The organism is Mycobacterium sp. NGS61 (assembly GCF_059812325.1).
Genome location: NZ_JCALCL010000002.1, coordinates 59,557 through 74,643, shown reverse-complemented (window position 1 = coordinate 74,643; position 15,087 = coordinate 59,557). Strand labels below are relative to the sequence as shown.

15 protein-coding genes and 1 pseudogene are annotated in these 15,087 nt (G+C 68.5%); 3 read left to right on the top strand and 13 right to left on the bottom strand.

Translation table 11 applies throughout. The features are described 5' to 3' along the window. The first annotated feature begins 103 nt into the window (after window positions 1-103). Window positions 104-1,309 carry a serine hydrolase domain-containing protein gene (locus AC5Y3Z_RS05160; protein ID WP_473139554.1) on the top strand — a complete coding sequence of 402 codons (1,206 nt, stop codon included), beginning with the start codon at window positions 104-106 and terminating at the stop codon, window positions 1,307-1,309. 454 nt (window positions 1,310-1,763) lie between these two features. On the opposite strand, the pseudogene AC5Y3Z_RS05155 reads toward AC5Y3Z_RS05160, so the two are convergent. The 5 genes and pseudogenes from AC5Y3Z_RS05155 to AC5Y3Z_RS05135 form a co-directional block, all read right to left on the bottom strand. After that, window positions 1,764-4,511, bottom strand: a pseudogene (locus AC5Y3Z_RS05155) (aminotransferase class I/II-fold pyridoxal phosphate-dependent enzyme); the annotation flags it as partial. 126 nt (window positions 4,512-4,637) lie between these two features. Then, on the bottom strand, window positions 4,638-5,051 hold the full coding sequence (locus tag AC5Y3Z_RS05150; protein WP_463825008.1) for an antitermination protein NusB: 414 nt from the start codon (window positions 5,049-5,051) through the stop codon (window positions 4,638-4,640). Beyond that, window positions 5,048-5,542, bottom strand: a complete 495-nt coding sequence (gene nusB / locus AC5Y3Z_RS05145; protein ID WP_463825007.1) for a transcription antitermination factor NusB — start codon at window positions 5,540-5,542, stop codon at window positions 5,048-5,050. The genes AC5Y3Z_RS05150 and nusB overlap by 4 nt, the downstream gene beginning before the upstream one ends. A 2-nt stretch (window positions 5,543-5,544) precedes the next feature. Further along, entirely contained in the window at window positions 5,545-6,108 is a 564-nt protein-coding gene (gene efp, locus AC5Y3Z_RS05140; RefSeq protein ID WP_463825006.1) for an elongation factor P, read from the bottom strand. A 15-nt stretch (window positions 6,109-6,123) separates the two neighbouring features. Next, window positions 6,124-7,242 (bottom strand): M24 family metallopeptidase, encoded by a 1,119-nt coding sequence (locus AC5Y3Z_RS05135; protein WP_473139552.1) that lies wholly within the window; start codon window positions 7,240-7,242, stop codon window positions 6,124-6,126. A 33-nt stretch (window positions 7,243-7,275) separates the two neighbouring features. Between AC5Y3Z_RS05135 and AC5Y3Z_RS05130 the strand changes: the two genes are divergently transcribed. Beyond that, window positions 7,276-8,052, top strand: a complete 777-nt coding sequence (locus AC5Y3Z_RS05130; RefSeq protein ID WP_473139551.1) for a B-4DMT family transporter — start codon at window positions 7,276-7,278, stop codon at window positions 8,050-8,052. On the opposite strand, the gene aroQ is transcribed toward AC5Y3Z_RS05130, so the two are convergent. The 4 genes from aroQ to aroC are packed head-to-tail and all read right to left on the bottom strand — an operon-like array spanning window position 8,049 to window position 11,316. Further along, window positions 8,049-8,477 carry a type II 3-dehydroquinate dehydratase gene (gene aroQ / locus AC5Y3Z_RS05125; RefSeq protein WP_473139550.1) on the bottom strand — a complete coding sequence of 143 codons (429 nt, stop codon included), beginning with the start codon at window positions 8,475-8,477 and terminating at the stop codon, window positions 8,049-8,051. The two genes, AC5Y3Z_RS05130 and aroQ, sit on opposite strands and share 4 nt — an antisense overlap. After that, a complete protein-coding gene (gene aroB, locus AC5Y3Z_RS05120; RefSeq protein ID WP_463825439.1) occupies window positions 8,474-9,562 on the bottom strand; it encodes a 3-dehydroquinate synthase in 1,089 nt (362 codons plus the stop codon). Before aroB ends, aroQ begins: the two co-directional genes overlap by 4 nt. A gap of 14 nt (window positions 9,563-9,576) precedes the next feature. Then, the gene (locus AC5Y3Z_RS05115; protein ID WP_463825002.1) at window positions 9,577-10,101 is read right to left on the bottom strand and encodes a shikimate kinase; all 525 of its coding nucleotides are present in this window, start codon (window positions 10,099-10,101) and stop codon (window positions 9,577-9,579) included. Between the two features lie 6 nt (window positions 10,102-10,107). Beyond that, window positions 10,108-11,316: a chorismate synthase gene (gene aroC, locus AC5Y3Z_RS05110; RefSeq protein ID WP_473139549.1), complete on the bottom strand. Its 1,209-nt coding sequence runs from the start codon at window positions 11,314-11,316 to the stop codon at window positions 10,108-10,110. A gap of 130 nt (window positions 11,317-11,446) precedes the next feature. Here aroC and AC5Y3Z_RS05105 point away from each other — a divergent pair, with 130 nt between their 5' ends. After that, window positions 11,447-12,007 carry a TerD family protein gene (locus AC5Y3Z_RS05105; RefSeq protein ID WP_463825000.1) on the top strand — a complete coding sequence of 187 codons (561 nt, stop codon included), beginning with the start codon at window positions 11,447-11,449 and terminating at the stop codon, window positions 12,005-12,007. Between the two features lie 5 nt (window positions 12,008-12,012). Here the strand turns inward: AC5Y3Z_RS05105 and AC5Y3Z_RS05100 are convergent, their stop codons facing one another. From AC5Y3Z_RS05100 to ruvX, 4 genes are all read right to left on the bottom strand, one after another. Further along, entirely contained in the window at window positions 12,013-12,423 is a 411-nt protein-coding gene (locus AC5Y3Z_RS05100) for a prepilin peptidase (protein ID WP_473139548.1), read from the bottom strand. 127 nt (window positions 12,424-12,550) lie between these two features. After that, on the bottom strand, window positions 12,551-13,369 hold the full coding sequence (locus AC5Y3Z_RS05095) for a shikimate dehydrogenase (RefSeq protein ID WP_473139665.1): 819 nt from the start codon (window positions 13,367-13,369) through the stop codon (window positions 12,551-12,553). Then, on the bottom strand, window positions 13,356-14,603 hold the full coding sequence (mltG, locus tag AC5Y3Z_RS05090; RefSeq protein ID WP_473139547.1) for an endolytic transglycosylase MltG: 1,248 nt from the start codon (window positions 14,601-14,603) through the stop codon (window positions 13,356-13,358). The genes AC5Y3Z_RS05095 and mltG overlap by 14 nt, the downstream gene beginning before the upstream one ends. Then, on the bottom strand, window positions 14,596-15,084 hold the full coding sequence (gene ruvX, locus AC5Y3Z_RS05085) for a Holliday junction resolvase RuvX (protein WP_473139546.1): 489 nt from the start codon (window positions 15,082-15,084) through the stop codon (window positions 14,596-14,598). The genes mltG and ruvX overlap by 8 nt, the downstream gene beginning before the upstream one ends. Window positions 15,085-15,087: the final 3 nt, after the last annotated feature.

The following is a 15,087-nucleotide window of genomic DNA, read 5'->3' as shown; positions in this document are numbered from 1 at the left end:
CGGCAGCAACTAACGGTGGGGTCTGACCGGTGCGGCGGCCTCGGTCGATCTTTGCGGAAACGCCAATTTCCCGCGCGCGCGGCCGGGCCGCTAACCTACCCGAGTGAATCTCGACGGCAATCAGGCGACCATCCGCGAGGTGTGCGAGGCGGGTCTGCTGGCCGGAGCCCTCACGGTGGTCTGGCAGCACGGAGAAGTGTTGCAGGTCAACGAAATCGGGTATCGGGATGTCGAGGCCGGCCTACCCATGCAGCGCGACACGTTGTTCCGCATCGCCTCCATGACCAAACCGGTGACGGTGGCAGCGGTCATGAGCCTGGTCGACGAAGGCAAGCTGACGTTGCGCGATCCGATCACCCGGTGGGCGCCGGAGCTGGCCGACCTGCAGGTGCTCGACGATCCGCGTGGCCCGTTGGACCGCACCCATCCCGCGCGACGGCCCATCCTGATCGAGGACCTGCTCACCCACACCAGCGGCCTGGCATACGGCTTTTCAGTGACCGGTCCGATTGCGCAGGCGTATCTGCGGCTGCCGTTCAACCAGGGCTCCGACGTCTGGCTGAGCGAACTCGCCGAATTGCCGCTGGTGCATCAACCGGGCGAAAAGGTGACCTACAGCCACGCCATCGACCTGCTCGGCGTGATCCTGTCCCGCATCGAGGACAAGCCGCTTTACGAGGTTTTCGACGAGCGGGTGCTCGGACCGGTGGGCATGCCGGACACGGGGTTCTTCGTCACGCCTGAGGCGCGATCCCGGGCCGCCACCATGTACCGGCACGACGAGCACGGCCGGCTGCGGCACGACGTGATGGGTCCGCCGCACGTCAAGCCCCCGACGTTCTGCAACGCCGGCGGTGGGCTGTGGTCGACGGCCGACGACTATCTGCGATTCGTGCGCATGTTGCTGGGCGACGGGTCGGTCGACGGCGTTCGGGTCCTGACCCCGGAGTCGGTGGCGCTGATGCGCACCGACCGGCTGACCGAGGAGCAGAAGCGGCACAACTTCCTCGGGTCGCCGTACTGGGTGGGACGCGGATTCGGCCTGAACCTGTCGGTGGTGACCGACCCGGCCAAGGCCACCCCGCTGTTCGGGCCGGGCGGCGTGGGGACGTTCAGCTGGCCGGGCGCCTACGGGACGTGGTGGCAGGCCGACCCGAGCGCGGACCTGATCCTGATGTACCTAATTCAGTACTGCCCCGACCTGACGGTGAACGCGGCCGCGGCAGTCGCGGGCAATCCGACGCTGGCCCGGCTGCGGACCGCGCAACCGAGGTTCGTCCGGCACACCTATCGCGCGCTCCGGTTGTAGGCCCGACTCGCAAGCCGATGTTTGCGCCCCCGGCGCTGGGGGCGTCACGCTGGCGTGACGCTCGACGGCCACAGCCACGCTGGCGTGACACTCGACGTGCGCAAGCACAAGCATCGACACCCCAACTGCTACCGCCCCACACTGGCGTGACGCTCGACAGCCACAGCCACACTGGCGCGACACTCGCGACAGTCACGCTGGCGTGACGCTCGACAGCCACAGCCACGCTGGCGTGACACTCGCGACAGCCACGCTGGCGTGACGCTCGACAGCCACAGCCACACTGGCGTGACACTCGCCACAGCCACGCTGGCGTGACGCTCGACAGCCACAGCCACGCTGGCGTGACGCTCGGCGACAGGACGCGCGAAGGCGGCCCTCAGTTCACCGGGACGGTGTGCTCGTTGGCCACCAGCGTCTGCTCAGACCCCGTCGGCTCGGACCCGTTGCCGTTGCTGCTGACCGAGGCCACCGCGCTGCGCTTGGTCTCCAACCGCTGCAGCGCGTCCTGGGTGAACACCGACAGCCCCAGTTCGTGGTTATAACCGTGGATTTCCTTGACGTCGAGTTGCGCCAGGAAGTAGACGATCTCCTTGGAAACCACCTGGCCGGGCACCAGCACCGGGAAGCCCGGCGGGTAGGGCACCACGAAGGTGGTGGACACCAGCGTCTTTCCCTCGGCGATCCGGCGCCCTGCGGTGCCGATCAGCACGTACTCCCGGTCGGACTCTTCGTATCCGGCGTAGAACGCCGACCGGGTGTCGCCGAACACGCTGTTCTCGTCCGGCCGGAACGCGACGTCGAACTGGCTGAAGTCGGGCAGGTGCGGGAGGTCCTCGGTGATCTCCTCCACCCGCCGCTCGTGCAGCGCCCAGTCGGCGGCGCTCGCCGCCTTCTGGATACGGTCGAAGTCGGTGGCCGTGCGGCGCAGCACGTCGAGCAGATGGTGCACGCTCGACCAGGTCACCCCGATGGTGAAGATCAGCAGCACGCTGTTGATCGACGTCTTGTTGATCTGGATGCCGAACTTGTCCATCAGGATCTTCTCGCGGAAGTCGTAGCCGTTCATCCCGGTCTTGCCGAGGAACAGCGTGACCCGCGTCGGGTCCAGCACGAACTGGTCGGAACGCCAGGCCTCGTTCCACTCGTCCAGCGCGCCCTGGCGGACTTCGCGGTAGGAGCTGACATGGGAGGCCCGGTACTCCTCGGGCACCAGGTCGGATTCGTCGAGGATGCGGAACCACTTGCTGATCAGCCGGTCTTTACGGACCCGGTGTCGGAAGACCAGCGCCATGTCGTACACCTGCCGAACCAGTTGAAAGCCCTCGATGTCGACCTGTCGGCGGGCCAGATCCAACGACGCCAATAGCTGCTGGTTCGGCGAGGTCGAGGTGTGGGTCAGAAACGCCTCACCGAAGGCGTCGCGCGCGCGGGCGTTGAAATCCTGGTCGCGGATGTGGATCATCGACGCCTGCCGGAACGCCGAGAGCGACTTGTGGGTGGAGTGCGTCGCATAGACCCGCACCCGCGCGCGATCGGGATCCGGCATCAGTTGGCGTTCCACCCATTCCGAGCGGGGTACGCCTTCCATCGACTCGCGCCATTTGCGGTATTCCTCACGGTATTCCGGCGACGCCAGCATCTGCTCGAGACGGTCGGCGGACACCATGGCGGTGCGCTGGCGGGCCCAGGGCACCGCCGTCGCGAAGGCGTACCAGGCCTCGTCCCACAAGAAGACGATGTCGGGCTTGATCGCCAGCACCTCCTCCATCACCCGCCGGGGGTTGTAGACCACACCGTCGAAGATGCAGTTGGTGAGCAACAGCATCCGCACCTTGTCCAGTTGCCCGGCCTCGTCGAGTTCCAGCAACGCCTTCTTGATCGTGCTCAGCGGCACCGCGCCGTAGATGGCGAACTGCGGCAGCGCATAGGACTCCAGGTAGCGCGGGTACGCCCCGGCCAGCACCAACCCGTAGTGGTGCGACTTGTGACAGTTGCGGTCGATCAGCACGATGTCACCCGGGCGGGTCAGCGACTGCACGACGATCTTGTTGGCCGTCGAGGTGCCGTTGGTGACGAAATAGGTGTGGTTGGCGTTCCAGGTGACGGCCGCCTTGTCCATCGCCTTCTTGATGTTGCCGTGCGGGTCCAGCAGCGAGTCCAATCCACCTGAGGTGGTGGATGTTTCGGCCATGAAGATGTTGCGGCCGTAGAACTCCCCCATGTCCTGCAACGACTTCGAGTTGAAGATGCTGGCACCGCGCGCCACCGGAAGGGCGTGAAACTGGCCGACGGGCGCGGCCGCATAGGCGCGCAGCGCGTCGAAAAACGGTGTGGAGAAACGGTTGCGCAGCCCGGCGATCACCGTGCTGTGCAGGTCGGTCACGTCGTTGAGCCGGTAGAACGTCCGGTCGTAGACGTCGGCCTGGTCGTCGGTGCCGGCCGCGATCGACTCGTCGGTGAGCAGATACAGGTCGATGTGCGGTCGCAGTTCCCTGATCCATTCGCCACACTCCACCCAGTCGTGGCTGCGGTCGGAGACCGTGGTGTCGTCATTGGCGCCCAGCAGCGTGTTCATCAGCGGCACCCGGTCACGCGACCGCAGCGGCAGGTCGTGACGGATGATCGCGGCCTGGATCTCGCCGTTGAGCGCCACCGCGGTGATGGCGTCCTCGACGCTGGGGGCCACCAGGATCTCGAACTGGACGTCGTCGGCCGGATTGCGCAGCGCGCGCAGGCACTCCACCAGACTTTCCGGCGCTGTGGGCGGAGAATCGTCGGCGAGCAGCACCGTGTAGAACTGCTGCTGCTTGGCCTGGGCGACCAGCTCCTGGTCGGCTAGCGGCGCACTGGTGTCGAAAAGCGCTGTGCGGTCGCCGTATTCGGAGAGCAGCCGGGTGGCCAGCGACACCTCTTCGGCGAGTCGGACCGTGGACAGGACTTCCAGGTGGGCACGGAATGTCGCCAGGTTCGCCGCGCCGGGATACAGCCAATACCGTTCGTAGGCTTCGATCCGGTCCATCAGCCGCTTGACCACGGCCAGGTCGTGGGTCTTGTCGTGTCCGGCCAGGTCGACTTCCGCCAGATGCCGGCACGCGTCGTCGAGCATGTTCCAGGTGTCGACGCGGGTGTAGGACGGGTTGGCAACCGCCGCCAGCGCCGAGACCCGCAGTCGTCGCGGACGGGCACCTTGTCGAGTCATGTCGTCACCTTCTGTTGGCGCAAATAGCGTGGGTGCAAACAGCGCGTCCGTTCGGTGCGGATGGCCAGCCGCCATTGTGTCCCGCCCGCGGACAAAGCGCGACGATTTCGGTCGAGGATTTTGGACTCAGGCCGGTCCGTCGTCGGACTCGTCGGCATCCACGATCTGTTTACCGCCGCGACTCCCCAGCGGGTTCTCCATCCACTTCAACAGCGGCAACTGGGGCATCTCCCAGCGCTTGCCCGGCAGATCGGTGACATCGCTGAGTGAACGCACCACGCCCTGGGTCAGGCCCATGATTGCGGCCATCACCGGCAGCAACGGCTGCAGCGGCTTGGCGGCCGTGCGTACCGTGCTGATCCGGCGGGCCAGGATCAGGCGTTCGACGGTGTGGTACACCCAGGCGCCCACCCCGAGCCCGAAGATCGCCAGCACCGAGGCCACGATGGTCCACCCGAACGCGGCGCTGACCACCGCGCCCACCACCACCACGACCGCCGCCAGCACCGACAGCACCACCCGCAGCTCCAACCGGGTCACGGCACGTTCTCCTGCGCCGCGCCGCGCAGCGCCCGGGCGGCCGCCCGGATCTGCGGGGTCACCAGCATCACCTGACCCAGCACCCCGTTGACGAAACCGGGGGAATCGTCGGTGGACAGTTCCTTGGCCAGTTCGACGGCCTCGTCGACGGCCACCGGCTCGGGCACGTCGTCGGCATACAGCAACTCCCACACCGCAACCCGCAGGATGGCGCGGTCCACCGCGGGCAACCGGTCCAGCGTCCAGGTTTGCAGGTGCGTGGTGATCAGCTCGTCGATGTGGGCCGAATGCTCGGCGACGCCGCGGGCCACCGCGGCCGAGTACGGCTGCAGCGCAGCCACATCCGGGTTGGCCTGGGCCAGTACGGTGCGGCCGTCGACAACTTCGGCCGGGCTGAGGTTGCGGGCCTCGGCCTCGAACAGCAGATCCACGGCCCGCTTGCGCGCCTGGTGCCGCCCTCGAACAGGACGCGACGGTTTCCGGTCCGGCATGTTCAGGTGTTTACCCGGCCCAGGTAGCTGCCATCACGCGAGTCCACCTTGAGTTTGTCTCCGGTGTTGATGAACAGGGGCACCTGGATCTGGGCGCCGGTCTCCAGGGTGGCCGGCTTGGTGCCGGCGCTGGACCGGTCGCCCTGCAGGCCGGGCTCGGTGTGGGTGACCACCATCTCGACGGTCACCGGCAGCTCGATGTACAGCGGCGCGCCGTTGTGGAACGCCACCTGCACGGGCAGCCCCTCCAGCAGGAAGCGCGCGTCGTCGCCGACCAAGGACTCCGGCAGCGGGTGCTGCTCGTAGTCCTGGCTGTCCATGAACACGAAGTCCGAGCCGTCGCGGTACAGGTAGGTGGTGTCGCGCCGGTCCACGGTGGCGGTGTCGACCTTCACGCCGGCGTTGTAGGTCTTGTCGACGACCTTGCCCGACAGCACGTTCTTGAGCTTGGTGCGCACGAAGGCCGGACCCTTGCCGGGTTTGACGTGCTGGAAGTCGGTGATGGTCCACAACTGGCCGTCGATGACCAGGACAAGTCCGTTCTTGAAGTCAGCAGTGCTCGCCACGGTCGTTCAAATCTCCTACAAAATGGCCAGTTCCTTCGGGAACCGGGTCAACAATTCCGGGGTGTGTCCGGCGGTCTGCGCGGCGGCCAAGGTTTCCGAGGGCACTACCAGCGTGTCCTCGATGCGGACACCGCCGCGGCCGGCTAGATAGACGCCGGGCTCCACGGTGACCACGGAGCCCGCAAGTAGTGTACCGGCGGACGTCGCGCCGATGCCCGGCGCTTCATGGATCTGCAGTCCGACCCCGTGCCCCAGGCCGTGACCGAAGTGCTCGCCGTAGCCGGCGTCGGTGATGATCTGGCGCGCTGCGCCGTCCACATCGCGCAGGTCAACTCCCGGGCGCAGCGCCTCCCGGCCGGCGCGTTGCGCCGTGGCGACCAGGTCGTAGATCTCCAGCTGCCAGTCGGCCGCGCTGCCCAGCACGAAGGTGCGGGTCATGTCCGAGTGGTAGCCGGCGACCAGGGCGCCGAAGTCGATCTTGACGAAGTCGCCCGGGGCCAGTTCCGCGTCGGTGGGCCGGTGGTGCGGGATCGCCGAGTTGGGCCCGGCCGCCACGATCGTCTCGAACGAGATGGTGTCGGCCCCGTGGTCGAGCATCAGGCTCTCCAGTTCGCGTGCCACCTGGCGTTCGGTGCGACCCGGCCGCAGCCCGCCGTGCTCCACCAGGTCGGCCAGCGCGGCGTCGGCCGCCTCGCAGGCCAGCCGTAGCAGCGCGAGTTCACCGGCATCCTTCACCTCGCGCAGCGCCTCCACGGTGCCCGCCGCGCGGACCAGCTCGGTGTGGTGGCCGTCGAGTGCGTTCGACAGCGCGTCGAAGCCGTCGACCGTGACGACGTTGCTTTCGTAGCCCAGTTTCCGCACACCGTCCTGCCCGGCCCGGCCGGACAGATAGCGCCCGAGGGCGCGTTCGATGGCCACCTCCAGATCCGGCGATTGCTGCGCGGCCTGGGTGCGATACCGGCCGTCGGTGGCCAACACGGCCTCGCGATCGTCAGCAAACACCAGCAACGCGCCGTTGGACCCGCTGAAACCGGAAAGATACCGGACGTTTATCAGGTCCGTGACCAGCATCGCGTCTAGTCCGGCGGCACTGATCTTGGCTTTGAGGTGGTGTCGACGCTGGGAATGTGTCACGACCCTTGACGGTACTCGCTACGCTGTTTGCCCATGAACAAGTGGATGGTGCGCGGTTTGGTCTTTGCGGCCGCGATGGTCGTGCTCCGGCTGATCCAGGGAGCGCTGATCAATGCATTTCAGACGCAGTCTGCGCTGATCAGCATCGTGCTATTGACGCTCTACGTGATCGCCTCGGTCGTGTGGGGCGTGCTGGACGGACGCGCCGACGCCAAAGCCAACCCGGACCCGGACCGGCGCGCCGACCTGGCCATGATCTGGTTGCTCGGCGGACTGATCGCCGGCTTGGTCAGCGGCCTGATCGCCTGGATCATCGCCATCTTCTACAAGGGCATCTACACCGGCGGCATCCTCAACGAGCTAACAACGTTCGCAGCGTTCACCGCGCTGCTGGTCTTCGTGTTCGCGATCATCGGCGTGGCCGTCGGCCGGTGGCGCATCGACCGCAACGCTCCCGATCCCGAGAAGCACGACGGTTCCCGGGACGGTTCCCGGGAGCGGGAGGACAACACCGACGTGTTCTCCGCCGTGCGCGACGACGACGACAGCCCGACCGGCGAGATCCCGACCGCCGGTGGCGGCCGTTCGGAGCAGCGGACCTCCGCGGTCGCCACGAAGGAACGTGCCGACGAGCGCACCGAGGTCATCCCCACCCACGACGACGAGGCCAAGACCGAAGTCATCCGCACGCACGACAGCGACGCCAAGACCGAAGTCATCCGCACCGACGACAGCGACGCCAAAACCGAAGTCATCCGCACCGACGACCACACCCGGCCGACCAAGAAGCCGGATCTGCGCAAGGACTAACCGGCCAGATACCGCAGGGCCAGCAGGTACCCCTGGATTCCCAGGCCGACGATCACTCCGGTGGCGACCGGGCTCAGGTAGGAATGGCGCCGGAACTCTTCGCGCGCATGCACGTTGGAGATGTGCACCTCGATCAGCGGCGCGCGCAGTTCGGCGCAGGCGTCGCGCAGCGCCACCGAGGTGTGGGTCAGCCCGCCGGCATTCAGGATTACCGGCTCCCCGGCGTCCGCTGCCCGGTGTATCCAGTCCAGTAGCTCGGCTTCGCTATCGCTTTGCCGCACAACAGCTTTGAGCCCGAGTTCGGCGGCCTCACGGTCGATCAACGCAACCAGCTCGTCGTGGGTGGTGCTGCCGTAGACGGCGGGTTCGCGCTGGCCGAGCCGCCCGAGGTTGGGGCCGTTGATCACGTTCACCGTGGTGCTCATGGCGCGCACACTCCCGCATAGGCCGTCACCAGCAGGCCCGGGTCGGGGCCCACCAGCCGGCCCGGCTTGGCCAGTCCGTCCAGGACCACGAACCGCAGCACCCCGGCGCGGGTTTTCTTGTCGCCGGCCATGAACTCGATCAGCTGCGGCAACGCGTCGGCGTCGTAGCTGACCGGCAGGCCCAGTGACTCCAGGATGGTGCGGTGTCGCGCGGCGGTGGCGTCGTCGAGACGGCCGGTGAGCCGGGCCAGTTCGGCCGCGAACACCAGCCCCACCGAGACCGCGGCGCCGTGCCGCCATTGATAGCGCTCCCGGCGTTCGATCGCGTGGGCCAAAGTGTGTCCGTAGTTGAGGATTTCGCGCAGTTCGGATTCCTTCTCGTCGGCGGCCACCACGTCCGCCTTCACGGCGATGGCGCGCCGCACCAACTCGGGCAGCACCTCGCCCTCAGGGTCCAGCGCCGCCTGCGGGTCGGCTTCGATGAGATCCAGGATCACCGGATCGGCGATGAAACCGGCCTTGACCACTTCCGCCATCCCGGCCACGATCTCGTTGCGCGGCAACGTTTTCAGCGTCGACAGGTCCACCAGCACGGCCAGCGGCTGGTGGAACGCGCCGACCAGGTTCTTGCCCGCGTCGGTGTTGATCCCGGTCTTGCCGCCGACGGCGGCGTCGACCATGCCGAGCAGGGTGGTCGGCACGTGCACGATCGACACCCCGCGCAGCCAGGTTGCCGCAGCGAACCCGGCGACATCGGTAGCGGCGCCACCGCCCAGGCTGACCAGTGCGTCTTTGCGCCCGATCCCGATACGGCCCAACACTTCCCAGATGAAACCGACGACCGGCAGGTCCTTGCCCGCTTCGGCATCCGGGATTTCGATGCGGTGCGCATCAACTCCCTTGTCGGCCAACCGGATTCGAATCTCTTCCGCGAGCTGCGCGAGCACCGGTTGGTGCAGGACGGCTACCTTGTGCCGGCCGGCGAGCAACTCCTCGAGCTCGTCGAGCAGCCCGGTGCCGATCAGCACGGGGTACGGCGGGTCGACGGCCACCGGCACGGTGACCGGCGCAATGTCATGTTTCATGCCGGCGCTGTCAGTCATTGGGCGGCCTCTACCTCGGTCTTGAGCCGCGACACGATGTAGCGGACCACCGCGCCGGGGTTGCGCCGGTTGGTGTCGACCCGGATGGTCGCGACCCGGCGGTACAGCGGAATGCGTTTGGACATCAGTTCCCGGAATTTCTCGGCACGGTCGGGTCCGGCCAGCAGCGGGCGCACGGTGCTGCCGCCGGTGCGCCGCACCCCTTCGGCGGCGCTGATCTCGAGATAGACCACGGTGTGGCCGGCCAGCGCGGCGCGCACCCCGGGGCTGGTGACCGCGCCGCCGCCCAGCGAGAGCACGCCGTCGTGTTCGGCGAGCGCCGCGCGCACCACCTCCTCCTCGATGCGACGGAACTCCTGCTCGCCGTCGGTGGCGAAGATGTCGGCAATGGAACGCCCGGTCTGCGCCTCGATGGCGGCGTCGGTGTCCAGCATGCTCACCCCGAGCGCCTTGGCGAGCCGACGCCCGATGGTCGACTTGCCAGAACCCGGCAAGCCCACGAGTACCGCCTTGGGAGCCATGGCGGGCTAGCTTCCGGACGCCCGGGCCGCCGGCGCTTCCCGGTCGGCAACCGAACGCTGGTAGGCCTCGATGTTGCGCCGGGTCTCGGCCAGGGAATCGCCGCCGAACTTCTCCAGCGCCGCACGCGCGAGCACCAGCGCGACCATGGATTCGACTACGACTCCGGCGGCCGGCACGGCGCACACGTCGGAGCGCTGGTGGATGGCGACGGCCTCGTCACCGGTGGCCAGGTCGACGGTGGCTAGCGCCCGCGGCACGGTGGAGATCGGCTTCATCGCCGCGCGCACCCGCAGCGGCTGGCCGTTGGTCATCCCGCCTTCGAGGCCGCCGGCGCGGTTGGTCGAGCGCACGACCCCGTCGGGACCGGGATACATCTCGTCGTGCGCGCGGCTGCCGCGCCGGCGCGCGGTTTCGAACCCGTCGCCGATTTCGACGCCCTTGATCGCCTGGATGCCCATCACCGCGGCGGCCAGCTGACTGTCCAGCCGGTTCTCGCCGCTGGTGAAGGAACCCAATCCGACCGGTAGGCCCAGCGCTACCGCTTCGACGACACCGCCGAGCGTGTCGCCGTCCTTCTTGGCGGCCTCGATCTCGGTGATCATCGACGCTTCGGCGGTGCCGTCGAACGCGCGGACCGGGCTGGCGTCGATGGCGGTCAGGTCCTCCGCGCGCGGCGGCGGACCGTCATAGGGCGCGGACGCACCGATGGAGATGACGTGCGAGATCACCTCGACGCCGAACGCCTGGCGCAGGAATGCCCGCGCGACCGTGCCGGCCGCCACCCGGGCGGCGGTCTCGCGGGCGCTGGCGCGTTCGAGTACCGGCCGGGCGTCGTCGAAGCCGTACTTGAGCATGCCCGCGTAGTCGGCGTGGCCGGGCCGCGGCCGGGTCAGCGGCTCGTTGCGCGCGCTGTTCTCCAGTTCTTTGGGGTCGACGGGGTCGGCCGACATCACGGTCTCCCACTTGGGCCATTCGGTGTTGCCGATCTCGATCGCGATGGGCCCGCCCAGGGTGACGCCGTGCCGCACCCCGGACAGCATGGTGACCGCGTCGCGCTCGAATTTCATCCGGGCACCGCGGCCGTAACCCAGCCGGCGGCGGGCCAGTTCGTCAGCGATCTCGGCGGAGGTGACTTCCACCCCGGCGACCATGCCTTCCACCAGGGCCACCAACGCCCGGCCATGGGACTCTCCGGCAGTGATCCAGCGCAACACCCGGTTATCTTCCCACGCGCGCGGCCGGCACCGGCCGGGCCTGCCGCCGATGTACTAGCGTGACGATTACTCCTGGTCGGACCGGGGCAACCCCGCACGGCAATCCGCACGCGCTGGAAAGGTGATCGGCATGGGTGTCAGCCTGAACAAGGGCGCCAACGTCTCTCTGTCGAAGCAGGCCCCGAATCTGACCGCGGTGTCGGTGGGATTGGGTTGGGAGAGTACCTACGACCTGGATGCCAGCGCGCTCGCGTGCGGCGAGAACCGCAAGGTGCTGTCCGACAGCCACTTCGTGTTCTACAACAACCTCCGCTCCCCCGATGGATCCATCGAGCACACCGGGGACATCCTCGAAGGGTCCGGCGAGGGCGACGACGAGGTCATCAACGTCGACCTGGTCGCGGTGCCGGCCACCATAGCCGCCATCTATTTCGTGGTCTCCATCCATGACCCGCACGGCCAGGGACAGACATTCGGCCAGGTGCGCAACGCCTACATCCGGGTGTGGGACCAGGTCACCAGCAGCGAGCTGGCCCGTTACGACCTGTTCGAGGACGCCTCTACCGAAACGGCGATGGTCTTCGGTGAGCTCTACCGCCGCAACGGCGAGTGGAAGTTCCGCGCCATCGGCCAGGGCTACGCCTCGGGGCTGCGCGGCATTGCGCTCGACTACGGCGTCAACGTCGAATAGGCCCCTCAGCCCAGCACGGCCAGCGCGGTCGCGCCCGCCGTCGCCAACACCATCGACGGACCGTGCGGCACCGCGCGCGCTCCGAGCACCAGCGCCACCACCGCCGTGAGCAGCGGCGCGGTGATCGCCGCCAGAAACCACACTCCGGCACCGAAGCACCCGGCCAGCCCGCCCAGACCGATCGCCAGCTTGACGTCGCCGGCGCCCATCGCCGTCGGCGACACCAGGTGCACCAGCAGGTACGCCCCGGTCAGGGCTGCCGCGCCGGCCACGGCGGGGACCCCGCGACCGGCCTCGACCGCGCCGGCCAGGATCGCCGCAGCGCCGGGCAGGGTCAGCAGGTTGGGCAGTCGTCGGTCCCGGACGTCGTAGCAACACAGCACCGCCATCCACGCGATGACCAGCCCGACCCGCATGCGGGCGACGGTATTCGGGTTGCGCTGAGGCGCAAGTCAGGGCCGGCCGGCGCGAGCGTCCCCGAAATGCCGCCGCTCACCGGCGTGTCGACGCGCATATGAGGACTGTCGCGGGCGACGGGCACCGCTATCCGGCCACCGCGCGCGCCATCGCCGCACGCGGTGCCGGCAATCCGGTGAACAGCTCCACCTGCGCGAACGCCTGATGCAGCAGCATCTGCAGACCGCTGACCACCCGCCCGCCGGCGGCCTGCACTTCTGCGGCTAACGGCGTCGGCCACGGATGGTAGATCGCGTCCAGCAGCACCGGGACCGCGGCGAACGTCTCGGCGTAGCGGGCCGCGACGTCGGCCGGGATGGTGCTGACCAACGCGTCGGCGGCGGCGACCGCGCCGGCCAGCCCGTCGTCGTGCAGGCCGCAGAACCCCGTCGACACCCCGACCCGAGCGCCCAGCTCCACCAACCGCGCCGCTTTGTCCGGATCGCGCGCGACCACCGTGATCTCCCCGACCCCCAGCTGAGCCAACCCCAGCACCGCGGCCGGTGCGGTGCCACCCGACCCGAGCACCAGGGCGTGCCCACTGACCTGGCCCAGCGCACCGGCGACGCCGTCGATGTCGGTGTTGTCGGCCAGCCAGCCGCGCGGCGTGCGCACCAGTGTGTTGGCCGATCCGACCTGCTCGGCACGCGGGGTGTGTTCGTCGGCGCAGCGCAGCGCGGCGAACTTGCCCGGCATCGTCACCGAGAGCCCCACCCACTCCGGTCCCAAGCCCGCCACCACCCCGGGCAACGCGTCGGCGTCGCACTCGATGCGGTCATAGGTCCAGTCCTGCAGGCCCAGCGCGCGATAGGCGGCCAGGTGCAGCTGCGGCGATCGGGAATGCGCGATCGGCGAGCCCAGCACCGCGGCCTTTCTGCCGCCGCGGCCCCGCTCAGCGAGCGGAATCGAGGACACCGTTGCGCTTGGCCAGTTCGATGTTGGCCAGATGCTGCTGGTAGTCGCGGGTGAACAGGGTGGTCCCCTGACCGTCGATGGTGACGAAGTACAGCCAGTCACCGGGCGCCGGATGCACCGCGGCGTTCAGCGCCTCCACCCCCGGCGAACAGATCGCGGTGCGCGGCAGCCCGTCGACCATGTAGGTGTTCCAGGGCGTGCGCTGCGCGCGGTCGCCGTCGCTGGTGGCTACCTCGCGGCGGTCCAGCGGGTAGTTGACCGTCGAGTCGAACTCCAGCTTGCGATGTTCGTGCAGCCGGTTGTAGATGACCTGCGCCACCTTCGCGAAGTCCTGGGCATTGGCTTCCTGCTGCAGCAACGAGGCCACCACCAGGACGTCGTAGGGCGACAGGCCCAACGACTTGGCGGTGTCGACCAGCCCCGAGGTCAGGTATTGCGTCGCGCCGGCGCCGATCAGGTTGGCGAGGGTGGTTTCGGCGGAGCCGGCCGGATCGATGTTGAACGTCCCCGGCGCGATCAGGCCCTCGATCCGGCGATGGTCGTCGCCGAGTTCCTGCACCCGCTCCACGGCCCAGTCCGGCACCAGCAGCGCCGCCGATGTGCCCTTGCCGGCCGCGGTCCGCAGATCGGCCACCGACACGCAGCGCTGGTTGCCGTCCAGGTCGACGCAGGTGGCCCGCGAAATCAGGGTGAGGATGCCGGGCGTCGTCTTGTTGGTCTTCATGTCGGTGGTGTCGTCGAGCTGACGTCCCTCCGGAATGACGAGCCTGCCCACCCGACTTTTCGGATCGACCAGGCGCGACACCGCATTGGCCGCGGGAATCTCGGTGCGCATCCGGTAGAAGCCGGGCTGTATCGACGTGATGGCCGCGTTGCCGTGGGCGGCGTCGACGAACGCGCGCACCGTGCGCACCACCCCGCGCTTGAGCAGGGTCTCCCCCACCGCGGTGGTCGAGTCCCCGGACAGGATTTGAATCACGATGTCGCGCTTGCCATCGCCGGAGAAGTCGTCGTCTCTCGCGGTGACCAGGTGCCACATCTTGGAGCCGAGCAGCACCGCGGCCACCACGACCACCGTCAGCAGGCTGATCGCGAAGACACCCGCGAAGCGGCGCCGGCGGCGGGTTCGCTGCGCGCGCTTGCGGGCGGCCCGCGTCGTTCGGCTCGGGCCGACGGCTTGGGGCTTGGCCCTGGTCTCGTCCTGGCTTTCGTCGAGTTCAGACATCCGACACCCGTTCAGCGGTCAGGGCACGGCGTTGATCCAGCCAGCCCTGCAGGATCGCGACCGCCGCAGCCTGATCGATCACCGCGCGTTGCTGTTTGGCCCGCATACCCGCGTCGCGCAGCGAACGCTGCGCGGTGACGGTGGTCAACCGTTCGTCGGCCAGCCGAACCGGCACCGGCGCCACCCGCCGCGCCAGCTCGTCGGCGACTTCGATCGCGTCCTGCGCTGACGAGCCGATCCGGTCGGCCAGGGTGCGGGGCAGCCCGACGACCACTTCGACGGCCTCTATCTCGGCGACCAGCGCGGCCAGTCGCCGCAGATGCCGGCCGGACCGGTCGCGACGCACGGTTTCCACCGGGGTGGCCAAGATGCCGTCCGGGTCGCTGGCGGCCACCCCGATCCGCACGGTTCCCACGTCGATCCCCAGCCGACGTCCACGCCCGGGGTCGTCCTCGCCCGGCCGGTCAGATTCCCGCGGCAACCC